Annotated in this window: 24 protein-coding genes; 15 read left to right on the top strand and 9 right to left on the bottom strand. The window is 63.8% G+C overall.

What is annotated here, in order from left to right; translation table 11 throughout:
* Positions 1-3: 3 nt before the first annotated feature.
* Positions 4-168 carry a hypothetical protein gene (locus tag MESOP_RS35865; protein ID WP_013896702.1) on the bottom strand — a complete coding sequence of 55 codons (165 nt, stop codon included), beginning with the start codon at positions 166-168 and terminating at the stop codon, positions 4-6.
* A 227-nt stretch (positions 169-395) separates the two neighbouring features.
* Here MESOP_RS35865 and MESOP_RS36820 point away from each other — a divergent pair, with 227 nt between their 5' ends.
* The 3 genes from MESOP_RS36820 to MESOP_RS27925 all read left to right on the top strand — a co-directional run bounded on the left by MESOP_RS36820 (position 396) and on the right by MESOP_RS27925 (position 3,614).
* Positions 396-875, top strand: a complete 480-nt coding sequence (locus MESOP_RS36820) for an endonuclease domain-containing protein (protein ID WP_425339697.1) — start codon at positions 396-398, stop codon at positions 873-875.
* On the top strand, positions 857-3,235 hold the full coding sequence (gene glyS, locus MESOP_RS27930) for a glycine--tRNA ligase subunit beta (protein WP_013896701.1): 2,379 nt from the start codon (positions 857-859) through the stop codon (positions 3,233-3,235). The genes MESOP_RS36820 and glyS overlap by 19 nt, the downstream gene beginning before the upstream one ends.
* Before the next feature lie 109 nt (positions 3,236-3,344).
* Positions 3,345-3,614: a hypothetical protein gene (locus tag MESOP_RS27925; protein WP_013896700.1), complete on the top strand. Its 270-nt coding sequence runs from the start codon at positions 3,345-3,347 to the stop codon at positions 3,612-3,614.
* A 75-nt stretch (positions 3,615-3,689) separates the two neighbouring features.
* On the opposite strand, the gene MESOP_RS27920 is transcribed toward MESOP_RS27925, so the two are convergent.
* Both MESOP_RS27920 and MESOP_RS27915 read right to left on the bottom strand, forming a co-directional pair.
* Positions 3,690-4,079, bottom strand: coding sequence for a hypothetical protein (locus tag MESOP_RS27920; protein WP_013896699.1), 390 nt, complete (start codon positions 4,077-4,079; stop codon positions 3,690-3,692).
* A gap of 151 nt (positions 4,080-4,230) precedes the next feature.
* Complete coding sequence (locus tag MESOP_RS27915; protein ID WP_013896698.1) at positions 4,231-4,668, bottom strand: hypothetical protein; 438 nt, start codon at positions 4,666-4,668, stop codon at positions 4,231-4,233.
* 171 nt (positions 4,669-4,839) lie between these two features.
* Here MESOP_RS27915 and MESOP_RS27910 point away from each other — a divergent pair, with 171 nt between their 5' ends.
* The 3 genes from MESOP_RS27910 (at position 4,840) to MESOP_RS27900 (ending at position 8,005) form a co-directional block, all read left to right on the top strand.
* Positions 4,840-5,814 (top strand): L-threonylcarbamoyladenylate synthase, encoded by a 975-nt coding sequence (locus MESOP_RS27910; RefSeq protein WP_013896697.1) that lies wholly within the window; start codon positions 4,840-4,842, stop codon positions 5,812-5,814.
* Between the two features lie 9 nt (positions 5,815-5,823).
* Entirely contained in the window at positions 5,824-7,254 is a 1,431-nt protein-coding gene (locus tag MESOP_RS27905; RefSeq protein ID WP_013896696.1) for an FAD-binding oxidoreductase, read from the top strand.
* A 184-nt stretch (positions 7,255-7,438) separates the two neighbouring features.
* The gene (locus MESOP_RS27900; RefSeq protein ID WP_013896695.1) at positions 7,439-8,005 is read left to right on the top strand and encodes a DUF6101 family protein; all 567 of its coding nucleotides are present in this window, start codon (positions 7,439-7,441) and stop codon (positions 8,003-8,005) included.
* Positions 8,006-8,210: 205 nt separating this feature from the next.
* Here MESOP_RS27900 and ubiA read toward each other — a convergent pair whose 3' ends face one another.
* Both ubiA and MESOP_RS27890 read right to left on the bottom strand, forming a co-directional pair.
* On the bottom strand, positions 8,211-9,194 hold the full coding sequence (gene ubiA / locus MESOP_RS27895; RefSeq protein ID WP_041164373.1) for a 4-hydroxybenzoate octaprenyltransferase: 984 nt from the start codon (positions 9,192-9,194) through the stop codon (positions 8,211-8,213).
* Positions 9,195-9,262: 68 nt separating this feature from the next.
* Positions 9,263-10,174 (bottom strand): LysR family transcriptional regulator, encoded by a 912-nt coding sequence (locus tag MESOP_RS27890; protein WP_013896693.1) that lies wholly within the window; start codon positions 10,172-10,174, stop codon positions 9,263-9,265.
* A 90-nt stretch (positions 10,175-10,264) separates the two neighbouring features.
* Between MESOP_RS27890 and MESOP_RS27885 the strand changes: the two genes are divergently transcribed.
* Positions 10,265-11,086, top strand: coding sequence for a phytanoyl-CoA dioxygenase family protein (locus MESOP_RS27885; RefSeq protein WP_013896692.1), 822 nt, complete (start codon positions 10,265-10,267; stop codon positions 11,084-11,086).
* A 278-nt stretch (positions 11,087-11,364) separates the two neighbouring features.
* On the top strand, positions 11,365-12,642 hold the full coding sequence (gene purD / locus MESOP_RS27880) for a phosphoribosylamine--glycine ligase (RefSeq protein ID WP_013896691.1): 1,278 nt from the start codon (positions 11,365-11,367) through the stop codon (positions 12,640-12,642).
* Between the two features lie 21 nt (positions 12,643-12,663).
* Here the strand turns inward: purD and MESOP_RS27875 are convergent, their stop codons facing one another.
* Together MESOP_RS27875 and MESOP_RS27870 are read right to left on the bottom strand one after the other, a co-directional pair.
* Positions 12,664-13,773, bottom strand: a complete 1,110-nt coding sequence (locus MESOP_RS27875) for a glycoside hydrolase family 25 protein (RefSeq protein WP_013896690.1) — start codon at positions 13,771-13,773, stop codon at positions 12,664-12,666.
* Between the two features lie 148 nt (positions 13,774-13,921).
* On the bottom strand, positions 13,922-14,158 hold the full coding sequence (locus tag MESOP_RS27870; RefSeq protein ID WP_013896689.1) for a hypothetical protein: 237 nt from the start codon (positions 14,156-14,158) through the stop codon (positions 13,922-13,924).
* 212 nt (positions 14,159-14,370) lie between these two features.
* On the opposite strand from MESOP_RS27870, the gene MESOP_RS27865 reads away from it, so the two are divergent.
* Both MESOP_RS27865 and MESOP_RS27860 read left to right on the top strand, forming a co-directional pair.
* A complete protein-coding gene (locus MESOP_RS27865; RefSeq protein ID WP_013896688.1) occupies positions 14,371-16,140 on the top strand; it encodes an acyl-CoA dehydrogenase family protein in 1,770 nt (589 codons plus the stop codon).
* Positions 16,141-16,168: 28 nt separating this feature from the next.
* Positions 16,169-16,918 (top strand): crotonase/enoyl-CoA hydratase family protein, encoded by a 750-nt coding sequence (locus MESOP_RS27860; protein WP_013896687.1) that lies wholly within the window; start codon positions 16,169-16,171, stop codon positions 16,916-16,918.
* 75 nt (positions 16,919-16,993) lie between these two features.
* On the opposite strand, the gene pdxH is transcribed toward MESOP_RS27860, so the two are convergent.
* Positions 16,994-17,611: a pyridoxamine 5'-phosphate oxidase gene (pdxH, locus tag MESOP_RS27855; protein ID WP_013896686.1), complete on the bottom strand. Its 618-nt coding sequence runs from the start codon at positions 17,609-17,611 to the stop codon at positions 16,994-16,996.
* A 40-nt stretch (positions 17,612-17,651) separates the two neighbouring features.
* Between pdxH and MESOP_RS27850 the strand changes: the two genes are divergently transcribed.
* From MESOP_RS27850 to MESOP_RS27835, 4 genes are all read left to right on the top strand, one after another.
* Positions 17,652-18,113, top strand: coding sequence for an RT0821/Lpp0805 family surface protein (locus tag MESOP_RS27850; protein ID WP_013896685.1), 462 nt, complete (start codon positions 17,652-17,654; stop codon positions 18,111-18,113).
* Positions 18,114-18,225: 112 nt separating this feature from the next.
* Positions 18,226-19,152 (top strand): DnaJ C-terminal domain-containing protein, encoded by a 927-nt coding sequence (locus tag MESOP_RS27845; protein WP_013896684.1) that lies wholly within the window; start codon positions 18,226-18,228, stop codon positions 19,150-19,152.
* 106 nt (positions 19,153-19,258) lie between these two features.
* Positions 19,259-20,080, top strand: a complete 822-nt coding sequence (gene fabI / locus MESOP_RS27840) for an enoyl-ACP reductase FabI (protein WP_013896683.1) — start codon at positions 19,259-19,261, stop codon at positions 20,078-20,080.
* Between the two features lie 41 nt (positions 20,081-20,121).
* Entirely contained in the window at positions 20,122-20,709 is a 588-nt protein-coding gene (locus MESOP_RS27835; protein WP_013896682.1) for a histidine phosphatase family protein, read from the top strand.
* Positions 20,710-20,739: 30 nt separating this feature from the next.
* Here MESOP_RS27835 and MESOP_RS27830 read toward each other — a convergent pair whose 3' ends face one another.
* Positions 20,740-21,000 (bottom strand): DUF1344 domain-containing protein, encoded by a 261-nt coding sequence (locus MESOP_RS27830; RefSeq protein ID WP_013896681.1) that lies wholly within the window; start codon positions 20,998-21,000, stop codon positions 20,740-20,742.
* A 183-nt stretch (positions 21,001-21,183) separates the two neighbouring features.
* Between MESOP_RS27830 and aroC the strand changes: the two genes are divergently transcribed.
* Entirely contained in the window at positions 21,184-22,284 is a 1,101-nt protein-coding gene (aroC, locus tag MESOP_RS27825; RefSeq protein WP_013896680.1) for a chorismate synthase, read from the top strand.
* Positions 22,285-22,287: the final 3 nt, after the last annotated feature.

The raw sequence follows: 22,287 nt of genomic DNA, 5'->3' as shown, positions 1-22,287 counted from the left end.
GTTTCAGACGCCTGTCATCATTTCGATCGGCAACAGGATCTGGCTGCTGGCGCCAGCCATGGTCCGCAGCGCCTGCCGCACACCTGGCATCGAGAAGGCGCCGTGGGCCTGCGCGGTGAAGCAGGCGCTGAGCGCGAGGATCTGCAGAAGTCTGGATACCGTTTTCATGGTCGTTCAGCCAATAGTTTCCTGCCTGAGCGTAGGTCGCTTCAGCGCTGCGTTCGGTTCATGGAGATCTTTGACTCAAGGACGAGTGGGGCCGCCTCGTCCCGACAGGACTGCCAAAATTTCCGCAGGGGTGACAGCGGCCAGCCGAGTTGCTATGCCCTTTTACCTCCCCCTTGATGGGGGAGGTCGCCGCGAAGCGGCGGGTGGGGGTAATAGCGCGATTTCTCATGCCGAAGCTCGATCGGTTCAAGCTGCAGTCCGCCCAACGGCTTCGTGCGGCAATGACCGACGAGGAGCGCATCTTGTGGCGACATCTCTGGCGCATTCCAGTTGAAGGCACTCATTTCCGCAGGCAGGCGTCAGTCGGGATTTACTTCCCCGACTTCATCTCACACCGGCTGAAACTGATCATCGAGGTGGACGGCGCCCACCATAGTTTCGACGGCCAACAACGCCACGACGAACGTCGAACAAATGGTTCGGGAGCCAGGGTTATCGCGTCGTCCGATTCTGGAACCATGAAAACGAACTGGATTCCGTGCTCGATACGATCTATGCGGCGGTGGAAGAACGAAAATCACACCTTGGCCCGCGAGACGCCGAAGGCGCTCGATCCTGAGATGCCGCCACCCCACCCCGGCGCTGACGCGCCGACCCTCCCCATCGAGGGGAGGGTGAGGAGCTACCGATGCCCGACCTGCTTCTAGAACTTCGCTCCGAGGAAATTCCCGCGCGCATGCAGCGCAAGGCGGCGGGTGATCTGAAGAAAATGCTGACCGACGGTCTGGTCGAAGCGGGTCTGACCTACGAGGCGGCGCGCGAGTACTGGACGCCGCGGCGGCTGACGCTCGATGTCAGGGGGCTGACCGCGCGCTCGAAGGATATAAGCGAAGAGATCAAGGGTCCGTCCACGACGGCGCCGGAGCAGGCGGTCCAGGGTTTCCTGCGTAAGGCCGGGCTGTCTTCGATCGCCGAGGCGCATGTCCATTCCGACCCGAAGAAGGGCGACTTCTATGTCGCCCACATCTCAAAGCCAGGCAGGGCTGCCGAACAGATCATCGCCGAACTGGTGCCCGGTATCATCCGCAATTTCCCCTGGCCGAAATCGATGCGCTGGGGGCCGGCCTCCGCGAAACCGGGCTCATTGCGCTGGGTGCGGCCGCTGCAATCGATCCTGTGCACCTTCGGACCGGAAACCGAGGAGCCGGTGGTGGTCGATTTCGAGATCGACGGCATCCGCTCCTGCAACGTCACTTACGGGCACCGTTTTCTTGCGCCCGGCGAAATCACTGTGCGTCGCTTCGACGACTATGTGAGCAAGCTGGAGGCGGCGAAGGTCGTGCTCGACGCCGATCGCCGCAAGGAGATCATTCTCGCCGATGCCCGCAACCTCGCTTTCGCCAACGGGCTCGACCTGGTCGAAGACGAGGGCTTGCTGGAGGAGGTGTCGGGGCTGGTCGAATGGCCGGTCGTGCTGATGGGCGAGTTCGAAGAGGCGTTCCTCGCCATCCCCGCCGAAGTCATCCGGCTGACCATCCGCGCCAACCAGAAGTGCTTTGTCACGCGGCCGCAAGGCGAAGGCGAGACACTTTCCAACCGCTTCATCCTTACCGCCAACATCGAGGCCACGGACGGCGGCAAGGAGATCGCCCACGGCAACGGCAAGGTGGTGCGCGCGCGCCTCTCCGACGCGCTCTATTTCTGGACGACCGACCAGGGCGATCTGCCTGACCTTGGTCAGCTCGAGGCATCGGCCGAAAAGTTCGGGCTCGATCTCAAGAAGCCGCTCGACCAGCGCATGGCCCGCCTCGATCATCTCGATGTGACGTTCCACGCCAAGCTCGGCACGCAGGGCGAGCGCGCGGAGCGGATCAAGCGATTGGCGGAGCAATTGGCGCCGATCGTCGGCGCTGACCCCGCGCTGGCGAGCCGCGCCGCCATTCTCGCAAAGGCAGATCTGACCACCGAAGTCGTCGGCGAGTTCCCCGAACTCCAGGGCGCCATGGGCCGCAAATATGCGCTGCTCCAGGGCGAACATCCGTCCGTGGCAGCGGCCATCGAGGAACATTACAAGCCGCAGGGCCCGTCCGATTACGTGCCGAGCGATCCGGTGTCGGTCACCGTGGCACTTGCCGACAAGCTGGATACGCTCGTCGGCTTCTGGGCCATCGACGAAAAGCCGACAGGATCGAAGGATCCGTATGCGCTGCGTCGAGCGGCGCTGGGCATGGTCAGGGTCATATTGGAAAACAAGCTCAAGCTTTCGCTGGGCATCGCCATCGCGGCCGCGGTCTCTTCGGCCCTCGCCGTATATGAACAAAAAGGCGAGGGAACGGAGAGCCGTGGCGTCGTCGCGATGCTCGATTCCAGCATTCGCGACTACAAGGGCGCAAGCCAGCTGTTGTCGGAAGCAGGCTTGATTTCCAACCTGTTGAAAGGTGGACTGGCCAAGGCAAGTTCGGAAACTTTTGGCTCCGCCGATCAGGAGCGGGAGTTCTTTGACGGCCAGCGTCTGATGGAGCTTGAAGCGTCGCTGTCGCCATTGATCGCCGATCTTTTGTCCTTCTTCCACGACCGCCTCAAGGTCTACCTCCGCGACCAGGGCGCACGCCACGATCTGATCGACGCCGTCATTACCCCGCGGTCCGACGACCTCCTGCAGATCGTACGCAGGGTCGAAGCGCTGGGCTCCTTCCTCGATACCGAGGACGGCAAAAATCTGCTCGCCGGCACCAAGCGTGCGGCCAACATTCTGGCTGCCGAGGAGAAGAAGAAAACCGCGATCGCGCAAACCGTTGAGCCGGCGTTGTTCCGGCAGGATGCCGAGAACTCGCTGTTTGCGGCGGTGAATCAGGCCGAGAAGCAAGCCGGCGAAGCGATTCAAAACGAAGACTTTTCCGCCGCCATGCTGGCGCTTAGCGCGTTGCGTGAACCGGTTGATTCATTCTTCGAGCATGTTCTCGTGAATGATGAGAATCTGGCCGTGCGCGCCAACCGCCTGGCGCTACTCGCCCGCATCCGTTCGGCCACCGGTCAGGTCGCGGATTTCTCGAAGATCGCCGGCTGAGGCGAAGAAAATTTTCTTTGCCGCCGGCCGTTCGAGCCGGCTTACAGTCATACGGCGATGATCTCTCCGTGGCAAAAGGGACATGTTCCCCAACCCCACGGAGGCTTCCATGAATTCCGATCACGAAATCGAAGTGACAGAAGAAACCCCGGCCGCCGCCGAGGCGATCGAATCCGCTTCCGAAACCGCCCTCGATCATGCCGCCGCCGCCACGGTCGAGGCCGCCGATCTGTCGGATGACGACGAAGAAGGCGATGACGAAGACGGCAAAGAGTCCGACGAAGACGCCGCCACGCTCTCGGGCGACGACGACGAGGACGAAGAAGAATCCGAAGATGGCGAATCCGAAGAAGACGACGACAAGGAAGAAGCGGCCTGAGATTTCAGTCCGGTTCTGTCGACAAGAAAGGGCGGCGCATCAGCGTCGCCCTTTCTGTTCCCGGCAACTGACTTATCAGTCTTCCAGGATGCTGACGCGTACGCTGTTTTCGTAGACGTCGACCTGGATCAGCGGCTCGCCATTGACGATAGCCCGCCTGGTCGAGGAACTCATCGCGCCCGGGCGCTCCAGCATGCGCTGCAGATCAGCGCGCTGGTCGTTGGTCCTGAACCAGCCGTCAGCCTCGTCGTCGCGGTCGCGGCGATGGAACTTGTGCCAGTTGGCGCGATCCTGCCGCACCATCTGTGCCGCGCCGTCCAGCGCATAGCCATCGCTCGCCTGGTGGTCGCGGTCGGAAATACGCGCGACATAGGACCCCAGCATGTCATCGGCTTGCGCTGCATTGGCGCCGAGCAGCGACGCCAGCAGAAGCCCGGCCATGGTGACGGTTTTGGATTTTCTCATGATCAACCCCCTTTGAAGATGAATCCCGCGCCGCTTGACTAAATTCATGCGGCAACGTCGACCGGCGAAATATGCCAGGACGAATTCGCGCGGCGATGGTGCGCAGGGCGCCGGCGCGCCGTCAAGCTGCCGGTTGACTGGCGGGCGGCCGCTACTTGACCTTGCCTACCCCGGGGGCGGGCATCGATGCGGCTGCAGGCGCGGCGGGTTTCTTTTGCGTGTCCGGCGCGGGCGCGGCCGACGCGGTCGCGCTTGCAGGCGCAGCAGCAGGTGCGGTCGCCGCGGCCGGCGCCGTTGCTTGCATCGGTGCCGAGAAGGCGTCGCCGACGACGCCGCCACGAATGATCATCGGGTTCCGCATGAAACCATGCCGGGCTTCAGGCGCGTTCGGGATCGCGGCCACCTTTTCATAGGTGACATCGGGCTCGCCGAGCGCAACCACGGACACCACGTCGCTCGCCTTGGCGTCGGCTGCCATCATGATGACGGAGGGCGTCGAGGCCGGCGCGCCGGGAAAAACCAGCGAAGAGGCCTGAGCCCCGCATGTCAAAGCCGCCAGGGTGATCCCCAGTACGATACGCACAGACACTGATATCGCTTCCCTTTTGCCCTGGCCGCGATGATAGCGGACTGGAATTGATACCGGCTTTCGCGGAAACATAGCATTTTAGGGATTGATAAATCGCCAAGGCCGTTCTCGGCCCGGCTTGCTCAACAGCCGCCATCGTACTACGCAGCCGGCATCTGCGAGGTGACGAGAGTGGCTGAGATAGTTGGCGCCGGCGAGGCGTTGGAGCGGGCGCTGGCACTGCTCCAGGGCGGCGATGTCGTCGCCATCCCCACGGAAACGGTCTACGGGCTTGCTGGCGACGCCACGAACGGCATCGGCGTGGCGCGCATCTTCGAGGCCAAGGGACGGCCGCGTTTCAATCCGCTGATCGCCCATGTCGCCGACATGGCGATGGCCGAACGCATCGCCCTGTTCGATCCGCTGTCGAAGAAACTGGCGATTGCGTTCTGGCCGGGCCCGCTGACCCTGGTGTTGCCGCAGCGGCCCGGCAACGGCATTCATCCGCTGGTCACCGCCGGGCTCGATACGATCGCCCTGCGCATGCCTAGGGGCTTTGGCGGCGACCTCATCGCCCGTCTCGGCCGGCCGCTTGCCGCACCCAGCGCCAATTCATCCGGCAAGATCAGCGCGACGACGGCGCAAGCGGTGGCGGCCGATCTCGGCGCACGCATCAGGCTGGTGGTCGACGGCGGCGCGACGCCGGTCGGGCTGGAATCGACCATAGTCAAGGCCGAGGCGGGACGATTGCGGCTGCTCCGGCCCGGCGGCATTGCCGCCGAGGACATCGAGGCGGCCGTCGGCATGGAGCTGTTGCGCGGTGGCGGCGCCGGCGTCGAAGCGCCCGGCATGCTTGCCTCGCACTATGCGCCAGGGGCCGCAGTGCGGCTCAATGCCGGCACGGTCGGCGACGGCGAAGCCTTGCTGGCTTTCGGCAACCGGCGGGCCGCCGGCTGGCAACGCGCCGCCGCCTTCCGCAATTTGTCCGACACGGGCGACCTGCGCGAAGCGGCGACCAATCTCTTCGCCTATATGCAGGATCTCGACCGCAGCGGCGCGCGGACCATCGCCGTCGAGCCGATACCCTTCGATGGGCTGGGCGAAGCCATCAACGATCGGCTTTCACGCGCCGCCGCCCCTCGTGACAACACACAGCCCACGACATAGTTTTCCCACATGACCGAAATTTCACAGACACTCGATCCCGCTCTCATCGATCGCTTCGCGGCGATCGTCGGCGATAAATATGCGCTGCGCGACGTGCGGGACATTGCGCCTTTCCTCGTCGAACGGCGTGGGCTTTGGCACGGCGCGACGTCACTGGTGCTGCGGCCGGGCAGCGTCGACGAAGTCAGCCGGATCATGCGGCTGGCGACAGAGACGGGAACGCCGGTCGTGCCGCAGAGCGGCAACACCGGGCTTGTCGGCGCCCAGGTGCCGGACAGGTCCGGCCGCGAGATCATCCTGTCGCTGTCACGGCTGAACCGCATTCGCGAGATCGACCTCCTGTCCAACACGGTGACGGTCGAAGCCGGCGTCATCCTGCAGACGCTGCAGGAAGCGGCCGATGCCGCCGGCCGGCTGTTTCCGTTGTCGCTGGCCGCGCAAGGCTCCTGCCAGCTCGGCGGCAACCTCTCGTCCAATGCCGGCGGCACCGGGGTGCTAGCTTACGGCAATGCGCGCGAACTCTGTCTCGGCGTCGAAGTGGTGCTGCCTACCGGCGAGGTGTTCGACGATCTGCGCAAGCTGAAGAAGGACAACACCGGCTACGATTTGAAGGACCTGTTCGTCGGCGCCGAAGGCACGCTCGGTGTCATCACCGCCGCCGTGCTCAAGTTGTTCCCGAAGCCGAAGGGGCGCGAAGTGGCCTTTGCCGGCCTGTCGTCGCCAGAGGCCGCGCTCTCCCTGTTCGGCTTGGCCATGGACCGCGCCGGCGCTTCGCTCACCGCCTTCGAACTGATCGGCAAACGGCCGTACGACTTCACTTTGAAGCATGCGCAAGGCGTGACCCGGCCGCTGGCCGAGGACTGGCCCTGGTATGTGCTGATGCAGGTGTCCTCGGGCCGTTCGGAAGAAGACGGCAAGGCGCTTGTCGAGGAGGTGCTGTCGGCCGCTCTGGAGCAGGGCATCGTCGGCGACGCGGTGATCGCGGCAAGCCTCGCCCAGGCCGATGCCTTCTGGAATTTCCGCGAGGTACTGCCCGAGAGCCAGAAGCCCGAAGGAGCCTCGATCAAGCACGACATTTCCGTGCCGATATCGTCGATCCCCGAATTCATCGGCAAAGCCGCCGGTGCTGTCGCTTCAGTCAGCCCCGCCGCGCGGGTCGTCTGTTTCGGCCACATGGGCGACGGCAATTTGCACTACAACATCTCGCGGCCGGAGGACGCCGAGGACGAGGCTTTCCTCGGCCTCTACCACGCCATGAACAAGGCCGTGCACGATGTCGTCCGCTCCTTCCATGGCTCCATCTCCGCCGAGCACGGCATCGGCCAGTTGAAGCGCGACGAACTGATCGCCACCGCGCCGCCGATGGCGATCGATCTGATGCGCCGGGTGAAGGCTGCCTTCGATCCGGCCGGCATCATGAATCCGGGTAAGGTTATCTGATCCTTTCTACATCTTCTGGCTGGTGGCATTCCGATAACCATCCCTGAGATCAGCAAAATTTAACCGACTTTCTTAAGCGCGGCGGTAAGGAGCCAGCGCTAATGTTTCCCCATAACGAGGCCGGGAAAACTGGCCCGGAGAGAACCGGACACCGGCTCTCAGGAGACAGACAGGAAGGCACTCTATGAACACCGGACTTAAGCCAGTCTGGGCGGGACGCAACATGCGCCTCGACCCATTCCGACTGCCCCAGATGGTCAGCTACGCCACGCGCGACGATTATGGCGACGTGACTTTCACCATCGACCATCGCGGCGCCGTGATCCGCCGCCTGCTCGAGATGAGCGGCGTGCCGGCGATCATCGCTCTGCCCGCCAATGCGTTCCGCGGCGTTGCCGCCCGCGCAATGGAGGATCCGGACGGCAATGTCACGGTGACCCTGGAACTCCTGCACAACGACCCCATGCTGTCGGTCCCGCTGCTGGTGGCCGACGATCTTGAAGATGTCGCCGCCGACTGGCGCGCCTGGGCCGACGCCTACCGCCTGCCGATGCTGTTGATCGAATCGGACGGCATCGCCCGCACTTTGGAAGAATCTCTCGGCGCCGCCATCAAGACGCTGCCGCCGCAGGATCGCCGCAAGGGCCGCGTTTCGACCATGCGCCGTCCGCGCTTCCTCGCCCGCCGCCGGGCCGGCGACCTCGGTCTCAGGCTGGTCATCGACGGCCAGGAGATCATTTCAAGGGATTAGCTTCTTCTCCCCGTCACTATACGGGGAGAAGTGCCCGGCAGGGCGATGAGGGGCAGCGCTGACCTAAGTGTTTGGCTACCACCTCAAGACTTGGTTGAGTGTGCGTTGTGTCGCGCTGAACCTCTCGCCTCGCCTTCAAGGTTGGCGCTGCCCCTCATCCGGCTGCCGCCACCTTCTCCCCGTATAGTGACGGGGAGAAGGAAGACTACACCAGCGGCTTCAGCGCCACCCATAGCGCGCCGCCGATCAAGCCGAGGAAGATCAGCCAGCCGACCTGGTTGTTCGAGCGGAACAGCCGCAGGCATTGGTCCGGATTGTCGATGTCTAGAACCGTGATCTGACGGGCCATGTGCGCGCCGGCGGCGATCAACCCGGCCAGCGCCACCACCGGGGCTTGCGCCGACGCGAAGGCGATGGCGAAGCAGATCAGCGTGCCGCCATAAAGTCCTGCCAGCCACGCCTTGGTGTTGTCGCCGAACAGCCGTGCCGTCGAGCGCACGCCGACAATGGCGTCGTCTTCCTTGTCCTGATGCGCATAGATCGTGTCGTAGCCGATCACCCACAGGATCGAGCCGATATAAAGCATGATGGCGGGGCCATCGAGATCGCCGAACTCGACCGCCCATCCCATCAGCGCGCCCCAGGAAAAGGCAAGGCCGAGAAACAGTTGCGGCCAGTTGGTTATCCGCTTCATGAATGGATAGACGGCAACGATCGCCAGCGAACAGACGCCGAGCAGAATGGCGAAGCTGTTGAACTGCATGAGCACCGCAAGGCCGGCCAGGGCTTGCAGGACAAGAAACAGCCAGGCCCGCCGGCGCGTCGTCTGGCCCGAGGGCAGCGGACGCGAGCGGGTGCGTTCGACCTGGTTGTCGATGCCCTCGTCGACAAGGTCGTTGTAGGTGCAGCCGGCGCCACGCATGGCGATGGCGCCGATGAGGAACAACACGAGATACAGGGGGGCCGGCAGAAGCGAGAGCAGCGGGTCGCCGGGGCGCGGATAGGCGCTCGCCGCAAGCGCTGCCGACCACCAGCATGGCCACAAAAGCAATTGCCAGCCGATCGGCCTGTCCCATCTCGCAAGCTGCGCATAGGGCCAAACCGAGCGCGGCAGCACGCGGTAGACCCAATGGCCGTTCGGCGCATCGGCGACACGGCCCTGGGCCACTTTCGATTGGATAGGTTCCATGCGCATGGAGTGGCAGCAGCCGTGGAAACCGTCAAGCGGCAAGCAGTCGGTCGACGACGGTCCGCCCGTCAGGCGGTGAAGATGTCGCGTGTGGAGAACCAGGCTTTCGCCACGTCGACGAATGCCAGCGCTGCGTTCGAAACCCGCTGATGCGTGTCATAGGTGAGAATGATCCGTTGCATGGGCAGCGGATCCGACAACGGCCTGCAGATCAGCGGCAGCCCGTCATAGCTGCGGTCGCCATGCGGGCGGGTGTAGCTGACCGCGACCCCGAAGCCGTTCGCCACCATGCTGCGCTGGAGTTCGAACGAACTCGTCGCCTTGTCGGCGACCGGCGAGAGACCCCGGCCGCGGAACAGATCGAGCATGTGCTGCCAGCTGTGCGGCTGATCCGTCGTGATCAGCGGGTAGACGGCGAGGTCCGCCAGGCTGACCGATGGTTGGTCCGCCAGGGCATGGCCCGCCGGCAACAGCGCGTGCGGGCGAAGTTCGTGCAGCAGGACGCGGGCGAAGTGGGTCGGCAGGCTCAGATCATAGGTGAGACCGAGATCGATGGCGGCGTCGCCGAGTCTCCGCCCCAGCGTCTCGAAGGTCTCGTCGCGAACGACGATTTTCACCGCCGGATGGCGTTCGGAAAAAGCACGGATCAGCGCAGGTGCGAAGAACGGCGCCAGATCCTCGAAACATCCAAGCACCAGCTCTCCGCCGACGGCCGAGTTGTCCGCACCCAGGCTCATCAGCTCGTCGGTCTCGGCAAGGACCTGTTTTGCCTTGACCGCCACGGTGCGGCCGAAGGAGGTCAGCGAAACGCCGCTTCCGCGCTGGCGCACGAACAGTTTCTGCCCGAAATCCTTTTCCACGGCGTCGATCGCGACCGAAATCGACGGTTGCGAAATGTTCAGCGCTTTGGCCGCGCCTGTGACACTGCCGTGGCGGGCGACGGCGACCAGATAGCGCAATTGCGTCAGAGTAGGACTCATAGTTCAGACCTATGTGTCAGATGAGAAGTTATTATTTTACCGAATGAAGGAGGGCTGCGATAGTCGTCTCGATCCTGAAAGGAGGACACCATGGCTTCCCAGACTGCCGCCCGCTCAATCGACACCGGCCTGATCGATGCGGAGATGATTGCCGACTATCAGCGCGACGGCGCGGTTTGCATCCGCGGCGCCTTCAAGGGCTGGGTCGATACGATCGCCGCCGGCATCGAGCGCAACATGGGGAACCGCAGCGCCACCGCGTCTGATATCGCCAATGGCCGCGGCAGTTTCTTCGACGATTATTGCAACTGGGAACGCATCCCCGAATTCGTCGAGCTGGTGCGGCAATCGCCCGCCGCCCAACTGGCGGCGGCGGTGATGCAGTCGCGCACCGCGCAATTCTTCCATGACCATGTTCTGGTCAAGGAACCCGGCACGCAGAAGCCGACGCCCTGGCATCAGGACATCCCCTACTACTTCGTCGATGGCCAGCAGACGGTCAGCTTCTGGATCCCCATCGACCCGGTGAAGGAGGCGACGCTGCGTCTGATCGCCGGCTCGCACAAATGGGACAAGATGATCCTGCCGGTGCGCTGGCTCGACGACAGCAATTTCTACGCCAGCGAGGGCGACTACCTGCCGGTTCCCGATCCCGACAAGGATCCGTCGATGAAGGTGCTCGAATGGGAGATGGAGCCGGGCGATGCCATCCTGTTCGACTTCCGGACCGCGCATGGCGCGCGCGGCAACCTGACCGCGGCACGGCGCCGGGCACTCTCGCTGCGCTGGGTCGGTGACGATGCCCATTATGTCGAGCGGCCGGGCCGCACCTCGCCTCCCTATCATGGCCATGGCATGCAGCCAGGCCAGAAATTGCGCGAAGACTGGTTTCCGGTCGTTTTCCCTGGCTGAGCGGGCCAGAATATGGGCGTCGGAATTCGGCGCCCATATTCGGCAGGGGATAACGTTCCCGTGCGCAAATCGGATCAAAATACCCTGATGCCTTGACCCGTAGCCCAGAGAGCAATAGCGGGTGCTCCAAGAGACTGTTTCGAAATTCGCTCTGGCGAGTCATATGGTGGTGGTTTCGAGAACCGTAGCGGAGCGGACATTTGGTCCGTGAGCAACGGAAGCGCAGAAAACGCCGCCAGGTGGCCGCCAGAGCAGAATTTCGGCATCAAGAGGTGGCCATGAACGTTCTTCTTCTGGGCTCCGGCGGCCGCGAACATGCGCTGGCCTGGAAGATCGCGGCGTCGCCGCTGCTGACCAAGCTCTACGCGGCCCCCGGCAATCCGGGCATCGGCAGCGAGGCCGAGCTGGCTAAGCTTGACATCACCGATCATGCCGCCATCGCCGTCTTCTGTCGGGAGAAAAAAATCGACCTCGTCGTGGTCGGTCCGGAAGGGCCGCTCGTCGCCGGTATCGCGGACGATCTGCGCGCCGAAAACATCCGCGTCTTCGGGCCTTCCAAGGCTGCCGCGCGGCTGGAAGGCTCCAAGGGTTTCACCAAGGATCTCTGCGCCAGGTACAACATCCCGACCGCGGCCTACGGCCGCTTCGGCGATCTGGCCTCCGCGAAAGCCTATGTCGAGAAAACGGGCGCGCCGATCGTCATCAAGGCCGATGGGCTTGCCGCCGGCAAGGGTGTCACCGTCGCCATGACGCTGGACGAGGCACGGGCGGCACTCGATTCCTGCTTCGACGGTTCCTTCGGCGCCGCAGGCGCCGAAGTGGTGATCGAGGAATTCATGACCGGCGAGGAGGCGAGCTTCTTCTGCCTCTGCGACGGCACCACGGCGCTGCCCTTCGGCACCGCGCAGGACCACAAGCGCGTCGGTGACGGCGACGTCGGCCCCAATACGGGCGGCATGGGGGCCTATTCGCCGGCCCCGGTGATGACGCCGGAAACGGTCGAGCGCACCATGCGCGAGATCATCCAGCCGACCATGCGCGGCATGGCCAATCTCGGCGCGCCCTTCGCCGGCATCCTTTTCGCCGGGTTGATGATCACGGACAAGGGGCCGAAGCTGATCGAATACAACACCCGCTTCGGCGACCCGGAATGCCAGGTGCTGATGATGCGGCTGAAGGACGACCTGCTGGTGCTGCTCAACGCGGCAACCGACGGCCAGCTGGCACACACCTCCGTGCGCTGGCGCGACCAGGCGGCGCTCACCGTGGTGATGGCGGCGCGGGGCTATCCCGGCACGCCGGAAAAAGGCTCGGTCATCCGCGGCGTCGAGGACGCGGCGGCTGACGGCGTCCAGATCTTCCATGCCGGCACCGCCATCAACGGCGGCGCACTGGTTGCCAATGGCGGCCGCGTGCTCAATGTCACGGCGACCGGCGCGACCGTCGGCGAGGCGCAGGCGCGGGCCTATGCCGCGCTCGACCGCATCGACTGGCCCGACGGATTCTGCCGCCGCGACATCGGCTGGCAGGCCGTGGCGCGCGAACAGGCGCACTGAAGCTCGGATTGTGGACGGCCGCTACCGCTGGCCGCGATCGCTTTTGGTCGAAGCGGTGCTGACCGGGTCGGCCGCGGCGAAGGCGGCATCGAGTTGCGCGGGTGAACGCTGCTCGGTCCGCTTCCAGGCAACATATTGGACGATGCCGAAGCTCGGCCGTCGCGGTACGGTCTTCACGACAGGCATGCGAAAACCATTGCGGAATCTGGACCAGCGCGTACCGAGCACCGCGACCAGTTCCTCGAACGTCGGCGGCGTCGCGACATCGGCATAGATGAGGGTGGTCTTGCCGGCCAACGCTGCTTCGCGCGACAGCGGCACCGGTACGCTGGCGAGATAGTCTGACGGCACGTCGATCAGCCCGCCGAAAGGCCATTGCTGGCGCAGCGTGGCGGCATCTGTCGGCGCGACGTTGACGTCGATATTGTCAGGCGTGCCGGCGACCCTGTAGGGGCAACGGAAATGGCCGCAATTGGCCTGCGCTGAAAATTGCCAGAGTGCATAGCCCTGCCAGTTGCCCATCGGAAAATGCACGTCGATATCAGGCTTGTAGCGCGCGTACCAGAGCGGCAGCCGCGACAAGAGCCGGTACTTGTAGCGGTTGTCGGCGATGAACTGTGCGGTCCTGCCGTTGGTGTAGAGCACCGGGAAACGGCCGATGCGCCTGTGCACCTGGCGCACGAACTCCTCGGCATCGTCGAGCGACATCCATTGCGAGGGATCGTTGCCCTCGATGTCGAGAGCCATGAGATCGTCGGGCGCGGGTTCGGCGAAATCGAGGAAATTATTGGCCTGCTCGACCGGATTGCCGGGGCGGGCAAGATGATAGGCGCCCCATTTCAAGCCGAGCGCCTTGGCCACGACCCGGCGCGTCTGGAACAGCTCGCGCGTCACCGCATGGCGCTTCCACAACGCCTTGCAGAGCTTCACCTCGGTGTCGCTGCCAAAGCAGAAATAGGGCGGCGGCATGCCGTCCGATGCCTTGTTGATGAAGGCGACGACGCGTTTGTCGGTGGCAAGCTGCGCCCAGTCGATGGAATTGTATTCGTAGGCATCGACCACCAAAGCGCGGTCGGCATTCTTCCACGGCTCGGAAAAATCCGAGGCCCTTGCCGCCGCCGACAGCGTCATCGTCGCCGCAAGAGCGAGAAGCGCTGTGCGGCGAAGGAGGCGCACCGTCCTTTTCAAAACAGGGAATCCCCGTGGATCAAAGACAGATGCTGGACCGCTATGGTTAAGGAAATGCTTCTCTATGAAGATGCCGGCCAATGCCGGGAAGTCAGCGCCGGCTGAATGGCTGGAATTCAAAAGGATCCGGCGCCGGCGCCTGCTGCAGCGTACCTTCGGCGGCGCGTTTGCGGTGGTGGGCGAGCGAGCATTTCGGCGAGCACAATATGCCGCGATCCGACCAATAGGCGGCGCCGTTTTCCAAGTCGCCGTGATAGTAAGAGAACCCCGCCGCCCGGTAGGGCAGGCCGCATTCGATACAACGGTAGGCGTCGGGTCTGGCGAGCATGGGATTGGTTCCAGTCGGCTGGTTCTGGTCTGTCGCCGGTCGAATTGATCCGGCTTCGATCGAATTTAATACGTGCCGGGACGATTGCAAAATCCGCGTGACAAAATTTGACGTTTACGTAAAAAGGAAAGCGGAAGGTCGCCCAAAGGCGGATGGTTTTGCGGCTCCGCGAGCCATAGGGTCCGTTGGCGGAAGGTGAAGAGGAAAGCGGCATGTATCGGGCACCCGTCGAAGATATCGCGTTCACGCTGAAGCACGTGGCCGGCATGAAATCCGCCCTCGAAGCCGGCTCGTTCGGCGATCTCGGCGAGGACCTGGTCGACGCCGTCCTCGGCGAGGCAGGCCGTTTCGCCACCGAGGAGGTTGCCCCGCTCTACAAGATCGGCGACGAACACGGTGCGGTGTTGAAGGACGCTTCCGTCATCACCCCGCCCGGCTGGAAGGAACTCTATCGCCGCTGGATCGACGGTGGTTGGAACGCGCTGTCCGGGCCGGAAGCGTATGGCGGTCAGGCGCTGCCGACCATGCTTGGCGTCGCAGCGCTCGAAATGTGGAACTCCGCCGCCATGGCTTTCGGCATCGGCCCGACGCTGACCATGGGCGCGGTCGAAGCGCTCGACAAGCACGCCTCCGAAGACCTCAAGGCGAAATATCTGGAAAAGCTCGTCTCCGGCGAATGGATGGGCACGATGAACCTGACCGAGCCCCAGGCCGGCTCGGACCTCGCCGCCTTGCGCGCCCGCGCGGAGCCGGCCGGTGACGGCACATACCGCATCTTCGGCCAGAAGATCTTCATCACCTATGGTGAGCACGATTTCACCGACAACATCATTCATCTGGTGCTGGCGCGACTGCCGGACGCGCCTGCCGGAACGCGCGGCATCTCGCTGTTCCTGGTGCCGAAATTCCTGGTCGGCGACGACGGCTCGCTTGGCGCGCGCAACGACGTCTTCTGTTCCGGCCTCGAACACAAGCTCGGCATCCATGCCTCGCCGACCTGCACCATGATCTATGGCGACGGCTTCCAGGGCGCCAAGCCGGGTGCCATCGGCTGGCTGATCGGCGAGGAGAACAAGGGCCTCGCCTGCATGTTCACCATGATGAACAATGCGCGGCTTTGCGTCGGCATGCAGGGCGTGGCGGTCGCCGAAGCCGCGACCCAGAAGGCGATCGCCTATGCCAATGAGCGCCGCCAGGGCAAGGCGGCGGATTATGCCGGCGCCGGCATGGCGCCGATCGTCCATCACCCCGACGTGCAGCGCAATCTCCTGACCATGAAGGCGCTGACGCAGACTGCACGAGCGATCAGCTATTCCTGCGCGCACGCCATCGACATGGCGCGTGTATCGTCCGGCGACGAGGCGGCGCATTGGCGCGACCGTGCCAACCTTTTGACACCGCTGGCCAAGGCATTTTCGACCGATGTCGGCGTCGAAGTGGCCTCGCTCGGCCTCCAGGTGCATGGCGGCATGGGTTTCATCGAGGAGACTGGCGCGGCTGCCCTCTATCGCGACGCGCGCATAGCGCCGATCTATGAGGGCACCAACGGCATCCAGGCGATCGATCTGGTTGCCCGCAAGCTGCCGCTCGGCGGCGGCGAGCATGTCCATGGCTTCATCGGCGAACTGGCCGTGGTCGCCAGTGCCGTGCGCACCTCCAACCTGCAGGGGTTCGGCCGCACCGCCGATGCTCTCGACGCGGCACTCGACGACCTGACGCAAGCGACCCGCTTCCTGCAAGAACTGTCAGCGGACGGCCGGTCGGAGCAGGCGCTGGCGGGCGCCACGCCGTATCTCAGGCTGATCTCGTTGGCCGCCGGCGGCGCCTTCCTGGCGCGGGGCGCTCTGGCCGATCAGGGCCGTATATCGCTTTGCCGCTTCTTCGCCGAAAATCTCCTTGGCGAGGCGCACGCGCTGAAAGAGCGCGTTATCGACGGTGCCGAAAGTCTCGCCATTGCCGGCAAGGCGCTGATTTCCGCCTGACGTTCACAAGGCCTAACAAGGAAAAACCGTGACAGACCACATCCTCGTCGAGCGCCAGGGCGCTATCCAGATCATCCGCATGAACCGCCCGGACAAGAAGAACGCACTGACGCGCGCCATGTATGCCAAGATGTCGCAAACATTGGCCGAAGGCGATGCCGATCCGGCCATCCGAGTCCATGTGTTCCTCGGGGTGCCCGGCGCCTTCTCCTCCGGCAACGACCTTGCCGATTTCATGGTGGTGGCCACCGGCGGCGATTGCGGCTCCGAAGTCTGGGATTTCCTGATAGCGCTGGCCAGGGTCGAAAAACCGATCGTCTCCGGTGTCGACGGCATCGCGGTCGGTATCGGCACGACGATCAACCTGCACTGCGACCTGACCTTCGCCACGCCGCGCACCGTGTTCAGGACGCCTTTCGTCGACCTCGGCCTGGTGCCGGAGGCGGGATCGAGCCTCTTGGCGCCGCGCGTGCTGGGGCAGCAGGCCGCTTTCGCGTTGCTTGGCCTTGGCGAGGGCTTTTCGGCCGAGCGCGCCAAGGCCGCCGGCCTGATCTACGAAATGGTCGAGGAAGGAGCGCTGGAGGCCTCGGTGCTGGCGGCGGCTGGCCAGATCGCGGCAAAGCCGCCGCAGGCGCTGAAGATCGCGCGCGACCTGATGCGCGGCTCGCGCGACGACCTGGTCGCCCGGATAGGCGAAGAAAGCGAACATTTTCGCGAGCGGCTGAAATCGGATGAAGCGCGCTCCGCGCTCACGGCGTTCATGACCAGGAAGAAATAGCTCGGTCTTCTACCTCTCCTAGATGGGGAGGTCGGCCCGCAGGGCCGGGTGGGGTGAAGTGCCGACTTACCGCGTTCAGGGATAAAGCCGCGTCTTGTCCCAACCGCCTTTCGCATCGCGGGAAAAGACCACCCGGTCATGCAGCCGGAACGGCCTGTCGTGCCAAAACTCGATCGTCTTCGGCACGATGCGAAACCCCGACCAGTGTTTGGGTCGCGGAATCTCGCCGATGGCGTAACGGGCCGTGTATTCGGCGACAGCTTTTTCCAGCGCGAACCGGCTTTCCAGCGGCCGCGACTGTTTCGAGGCCCAGGCGCCGATACGGCTGCCGCGCGGCCGCGTCGCATAATAGGCGTCGGCTTCGGCATCGCTGACGATCTCCACCGGACCGCGAATGCGCACCTGGCGGCGCAGCGATTTCCAGTGGAAGCACATCGCCGCCTTCATGCTGCCCAGAATCTCCTGGCCCTTGGCGCTCTCGAAATTCGTGTAGAACACAAAGCCGCCCTCATCGAACCCCTTCAGCAGCACCATCCGCACATCCGGCATGCCTTCGGCATCGACGGTCGCCAGCGCCACGCCGTTGGCGTCATTGATTTCGCTCTTCGTGGCGTCGTCCAGCCATGCGGCAAAGAGGCGAAACGGCTCGCCGGCCTCGGTAAAGTCACCGCTTGTTAACTCAGTGTCACTCATAGTTTTTCTCAAATTGTCACGGATCAGGGGAGGTTGCCGATTGTCGCGTATCGCGCAAGCTTTTGACAGCAGGCAATGGAGCGTTATCGCTTCGGCCAGCGCGAAAGCCGCGATCGTGGTCGTCAGCCTGCCACTGGCCGCCTGTGGAGCGGGTGGCTTCAGCCTGGAAAAGGCGGAGGTCGACCGCTCGATCCTGACCAGCAGCACGTCTGCTTCCGCGGCGCCGGTCGATTCGGATCGAAACTCCGACCAGACGACGATCGGCAATGCGGTATCTTCCGCCGACATCGAGCAGCTCGGCGGGCAGGCGGTGCCATGGGCGAATGCCGGGACCGGATCGCGCGGCTCCATCACCGAGCTTGCCGAATTGAAGGACAGCGGCCAGACCTGCCGCCGCTTCAAGGCGTCGCGCGAAAGCTTTGATGGCGTTGCAATGTTCGAGGGTGAGCTGTGCCTCGCCAGTGCCGGTGGTTGGCGCATGCAGGGCTTCAAGCCACTCTAACTTCCGCCCTCGATTTCCGCCCTTGATATGACGGTCCGGCACTGGAATTTCTTCCTATGCGAGCGCATATAGGAGGCAAGTATGGACTCAACTCATTTCCAGGGCAGGACGCATGCGCGACCCGTATGAGGTGCTGGGCGTTGCAAAGAACGCATCGGCCAAGGACATAAAATCGGCATACCGGAAGCTCGCCAAGAAACATCATCCGGACCAGAATCCGAATGATCCCAAGGCGAAGGATCGTTTTGCCGCGGCCAACCAGGCCTATGAGATCGTCGGCGACGAGAAAAACCGTGCCGCCTTCGATCGCGGCGAGATCGACGCCGACGGCAAGCCGCGCTTCCAGGGTTTCGAGGGCGCGGCCGGTGGCGATCCCTTTGGCGGGTTTCGTCGACAGCAGGGGGCCGGCGGCTCGCGATTCGAATTCCGGTCGGGGCGCCCCGGTGGCGATCCGTTCGACGGCAACAGCGATATTTTCAGCCAGATTTTCGGCGACGCCTTTTCGGGCGCGCGCGGTGCCGGCATGGGCGACCGCCGCCAGCCCGCGACCGCTGCCGATCTGAACGTGACGCTCGACATCACCATCGAGGAAGCGGCGAATGCCGAAAAGGTGACGGCGATGTTCCCGGATGGCCGCAAGGTGGCGGTCAAGCTGCCGGCCTATGTCGAGGACGGCCAGACCATCCGGCTGAAGGGGCAGGGCGAGCAGGGACCGGGCCAGCCCGGCGACGCGCTGGTCAAGATCCATATCCGCAGGCACCCGCGTTACCGGATAGAGGGTCGCGACCTGCACGCCGACCTGCCGGTGTCGCTGGCGGACGCGGCACTGGGCGCCAAGGTGCCGGTCGAGACGCCGACCGGCAGGCTCGCGGTCAACGTTCCTCCCTGGTCGAGCTCGGACAAGGTCCTGCGCCTCAAGGGCAGGGGCCTGCCGGAAAAAGCCGGCGGCCATGGCGATCTCTATGTCCATGTGCGCATCATGCTGCCGGAGAGCGGCGACAGCGCGCTCGAAGCGCTGCTGCGCGGCCAAAAAGGCTGATCGACGGCTTTTGTCCCCCGAACTGTCCGGTTTGAACGCTTGAAGGGGCTTTGTGCCTGTGCGATAGGCACTCCACAAAGCAGAAGATCTTGCGGAGAGCACGCACATGGCGGGTGGACAGGGCCTGATGGCCGGCAAACGCGGCCTTATTCTCGGCGTCGCGAACAACAGGTCGATCGCCTATGGCATCGCCAAGGCGTGCGTCGATCACGGCGCGGAAATCGCGCTGACCTATCAGGGCGAGGCCTTCAAGAAGCGTGTCGAGCCTTTGGCCACGGAACTGGGCGCTTTTGTCGCCGGCCATTGCGACGTCACCGATCCGGCGAGCCTCGACGAGGTTTTCGCCAATGTCGCCAAGCATTGGGGGGGCAAACTCGATTTCCTCGTCCATGCCATCGCTTTTTCCGACAAGGACGAGCTGACCGGCCGCTATGTCGAGACGACGCGCGACAACTTCCTGCGCACCATGGACATTTCGGTCTATTCCTTCACCACCATCGCCAAGCGCGCCGAGGCGCTGATGACCGATGGCGGGTCGCTTTTGACGCTGACTTACTACGGCGCCGAGAAGGTGATGCCGCACTACAACGTCATGGGCGTAGCCAAGGCCGCGCTCGAAGCCAGCGTGCGCTACCTGGCCGTCGATCTCGGCTCCAAGAAGATCCGCGTCAACGCGATCTCCGCCGGCCCGATCAAGACGCTGGCCGCTTCCGGCATCGGCGACTTCCGCTACATCCTGAAGTGGAACGAATACAATTCGCCGCTGAAGCAGACGGTTACCCAGGAAGAGGTCGGCGATTCCGGCGTCTATTTCCTGTCAGACCTGTCGCGTGGCGTCACCGGCGAAGTGCACCACGTCGATTCCGGCTATCACGTCGTCGGCATGAAGGCGGTCGACGCGCCTGATATTTCGACGGTCAAGGACTAATCCCCTCCGCCCAGGCCCAGGCCCGACCACCGGAAGACCTGATGTACCCGCTGGTTTATATCGTGCGCCACGGCCAGACCGCGTGGAACGCCGAGTTCCGGCTGCAAGGGCAGGCCGACACCGATCTCAATGCTCTTGGCCGCGCACAGGCGACCGGAAACGGCGTTCGGCTGGCCGAACTTGTCCATGATCCGGAGAATTTCGATTTCGTCGCCAGTCCGATGAAGCGGACGCGCGAAACGATGGAACGTATCCGCGCTGCGATGCAACTCGATCCGGATGCCTATCGGACCGATCCCCGCCTCGTCGAAGTCAATTTCGGCGATTGGCAGGGATCCACCTTTGCCGAACTCGAGACGCGATATCCCGGCGCGAGCAGGATGCGCGCTTTGGATAAATGGAATTTTCGGCCGCCGGGCGAAGGCGCCGAGAGCTACCGGATGCTGCTCGAGCGGGTCAAACCCTGGTTCGATGCGCTGGACCGGCAGACCGTCTGCGTGACGCATGGCGGCGTCATGCGCACCTTGTTCCGTTTCGTGCTTGATATGGCCGAGGACGAGGCAGCGAACCTGGAGATACCACAGGATCGCGTGCTCAAGCTCGAAGGCAAGAGCCTGGAGTGGCTTTAGGTCACCTGAACCCGTTCAAACGCGACGCGCTTAGTTCGTGTCGCTGTCCGGCAGCTGCATATCGGTTACGACGTTTTCGCCATTGGTCACATCGTAGGCGATGACGATGTCCATGCCCGGCTTCAGCGCGTCGAGATCGGTCTCGGCGTTCAGCTTGTAGGATTTGCCGTCGTCCAGCGTCAGCGTCAGCGCGTCCTTGTCGATCTTCTTGATCAGGCCTTCGGTCTGGCCGGCGAAAGCGGCGGTGGAAAGCAGCAGCGTGGCGGCAACAGCGCCAATCAGGGTACGCATCATCGTCCTCTTTGGTCATTGCGCCGGCACGGTGGCGGCGGATCCTCAACGGCGAATGGAGCAGAGCAGAAACCAACCGAATGTGTCAAAACTAAATCCGCCGGATCACAGTTTGACCCCTGTGGAAAACGCCAATAGAACGCAGGCTTCAACCGGCTCGGCTGCCGATCAGGGCACTTTTCCATGTCTCACAACACGTTCGGCCATCTTTTCCGTGTCACCACCTGGGGCGAAAGCCATGGCGCAGCGCTCGGCTGTGTGGTGGACGGCTGCCCGCCCGGCATCCGCTTCACGCGTGACGAAATCCAGGCCGAACTCGACAAGCGCCGGCCGGGCCAGTCGCGCTTCGTCACCCAGCGCCGCGAACCCGACGAGGTCAAGGTGCTGTCGGGCTTCGTCCTCGACGAGGACGGCGAGACCATGATCACCACCGGCACGCCGGTTTCGATGCTGATCGAAAATGTCGATCAGCGTTCGAAGGACTATGGCGAAATCGCCCGCCAGTACCGGCCGGGTCATGCCGACTACACCTATGACGTCAAATACGGCATACGCGACTATCGTGGCGGCGGCCGCTCCTCGGCCCGCGAGACGGCCGCGCGCGTGGCGGCCGGTGCGCTCGCCCGCAAGGTGGTGCCAGGGATGGTGGTGCGCGGCGCGCTGGTGTCGATGGGTGAAAAGTCCATCGATCGCGCCAACTGGAACTGGAACTTCATCGGCGATGCGGAAAATCCGTTCTTCACGCCCGATCCGGCTTCCGTTCCCGTCTTCACTCAGTATCTCGACGGCATCCGCAAGGCCGGCTCCTCGGTCGGCGCGGTGATCGAGATCGTCGCCGACGGCGTTCCGCCAGGGCTCGGCGCGCCGATCTATGCCAAGCTCGACCAGGACATCGCGTCAGGCCTGATGTCGATCAACGCCGTCAAGGGCGTCGAGATCGGCAACGGCTTCGAGGCCGCCCGCATCACCGGCGAAAAGAATGCCGACGAGATGCGCATGGGCAATGACGGCAAACCGGTGTTCCTGTCCAACAATGCTGGCGGTATCCTCGGCGGCATCTCGACCGGCCAGGCGATCGTCGCGCGCTTCGCCGTCAAGCCGACCTCATCGATCCTGACGCCGCGAAAGTCGATCGACAAGGACGGCAACGATGTCGAGGTGATGACCAAGGGCCGCCACGATCCCTGCGTCGGCATCCGCGCCGTGCCGATCGGCGAGGCGATGGTTGCCTGCGCCATCGCCGATCATTATCTGCGCCATCGGGGACAGACGGGAAGGGAGTAGGCA

Source organism: Mesorhizobium opportunistum WSM2075, assembly GCF_000176035.2.
In the GTDB taxonomy this organism is placed as follows: domain Bacteria; phylum Pseudomonadota; class Alphaproteobacteria; order Rhizobiales; family Rhizobiaceae; genus Mesorhizobium; species Mesorhizobium opportunistum.
Note: the sequence above shows the minus strand (reverse complement) of the source record. Positions and strands in the feature narration are given on the sequence as shown.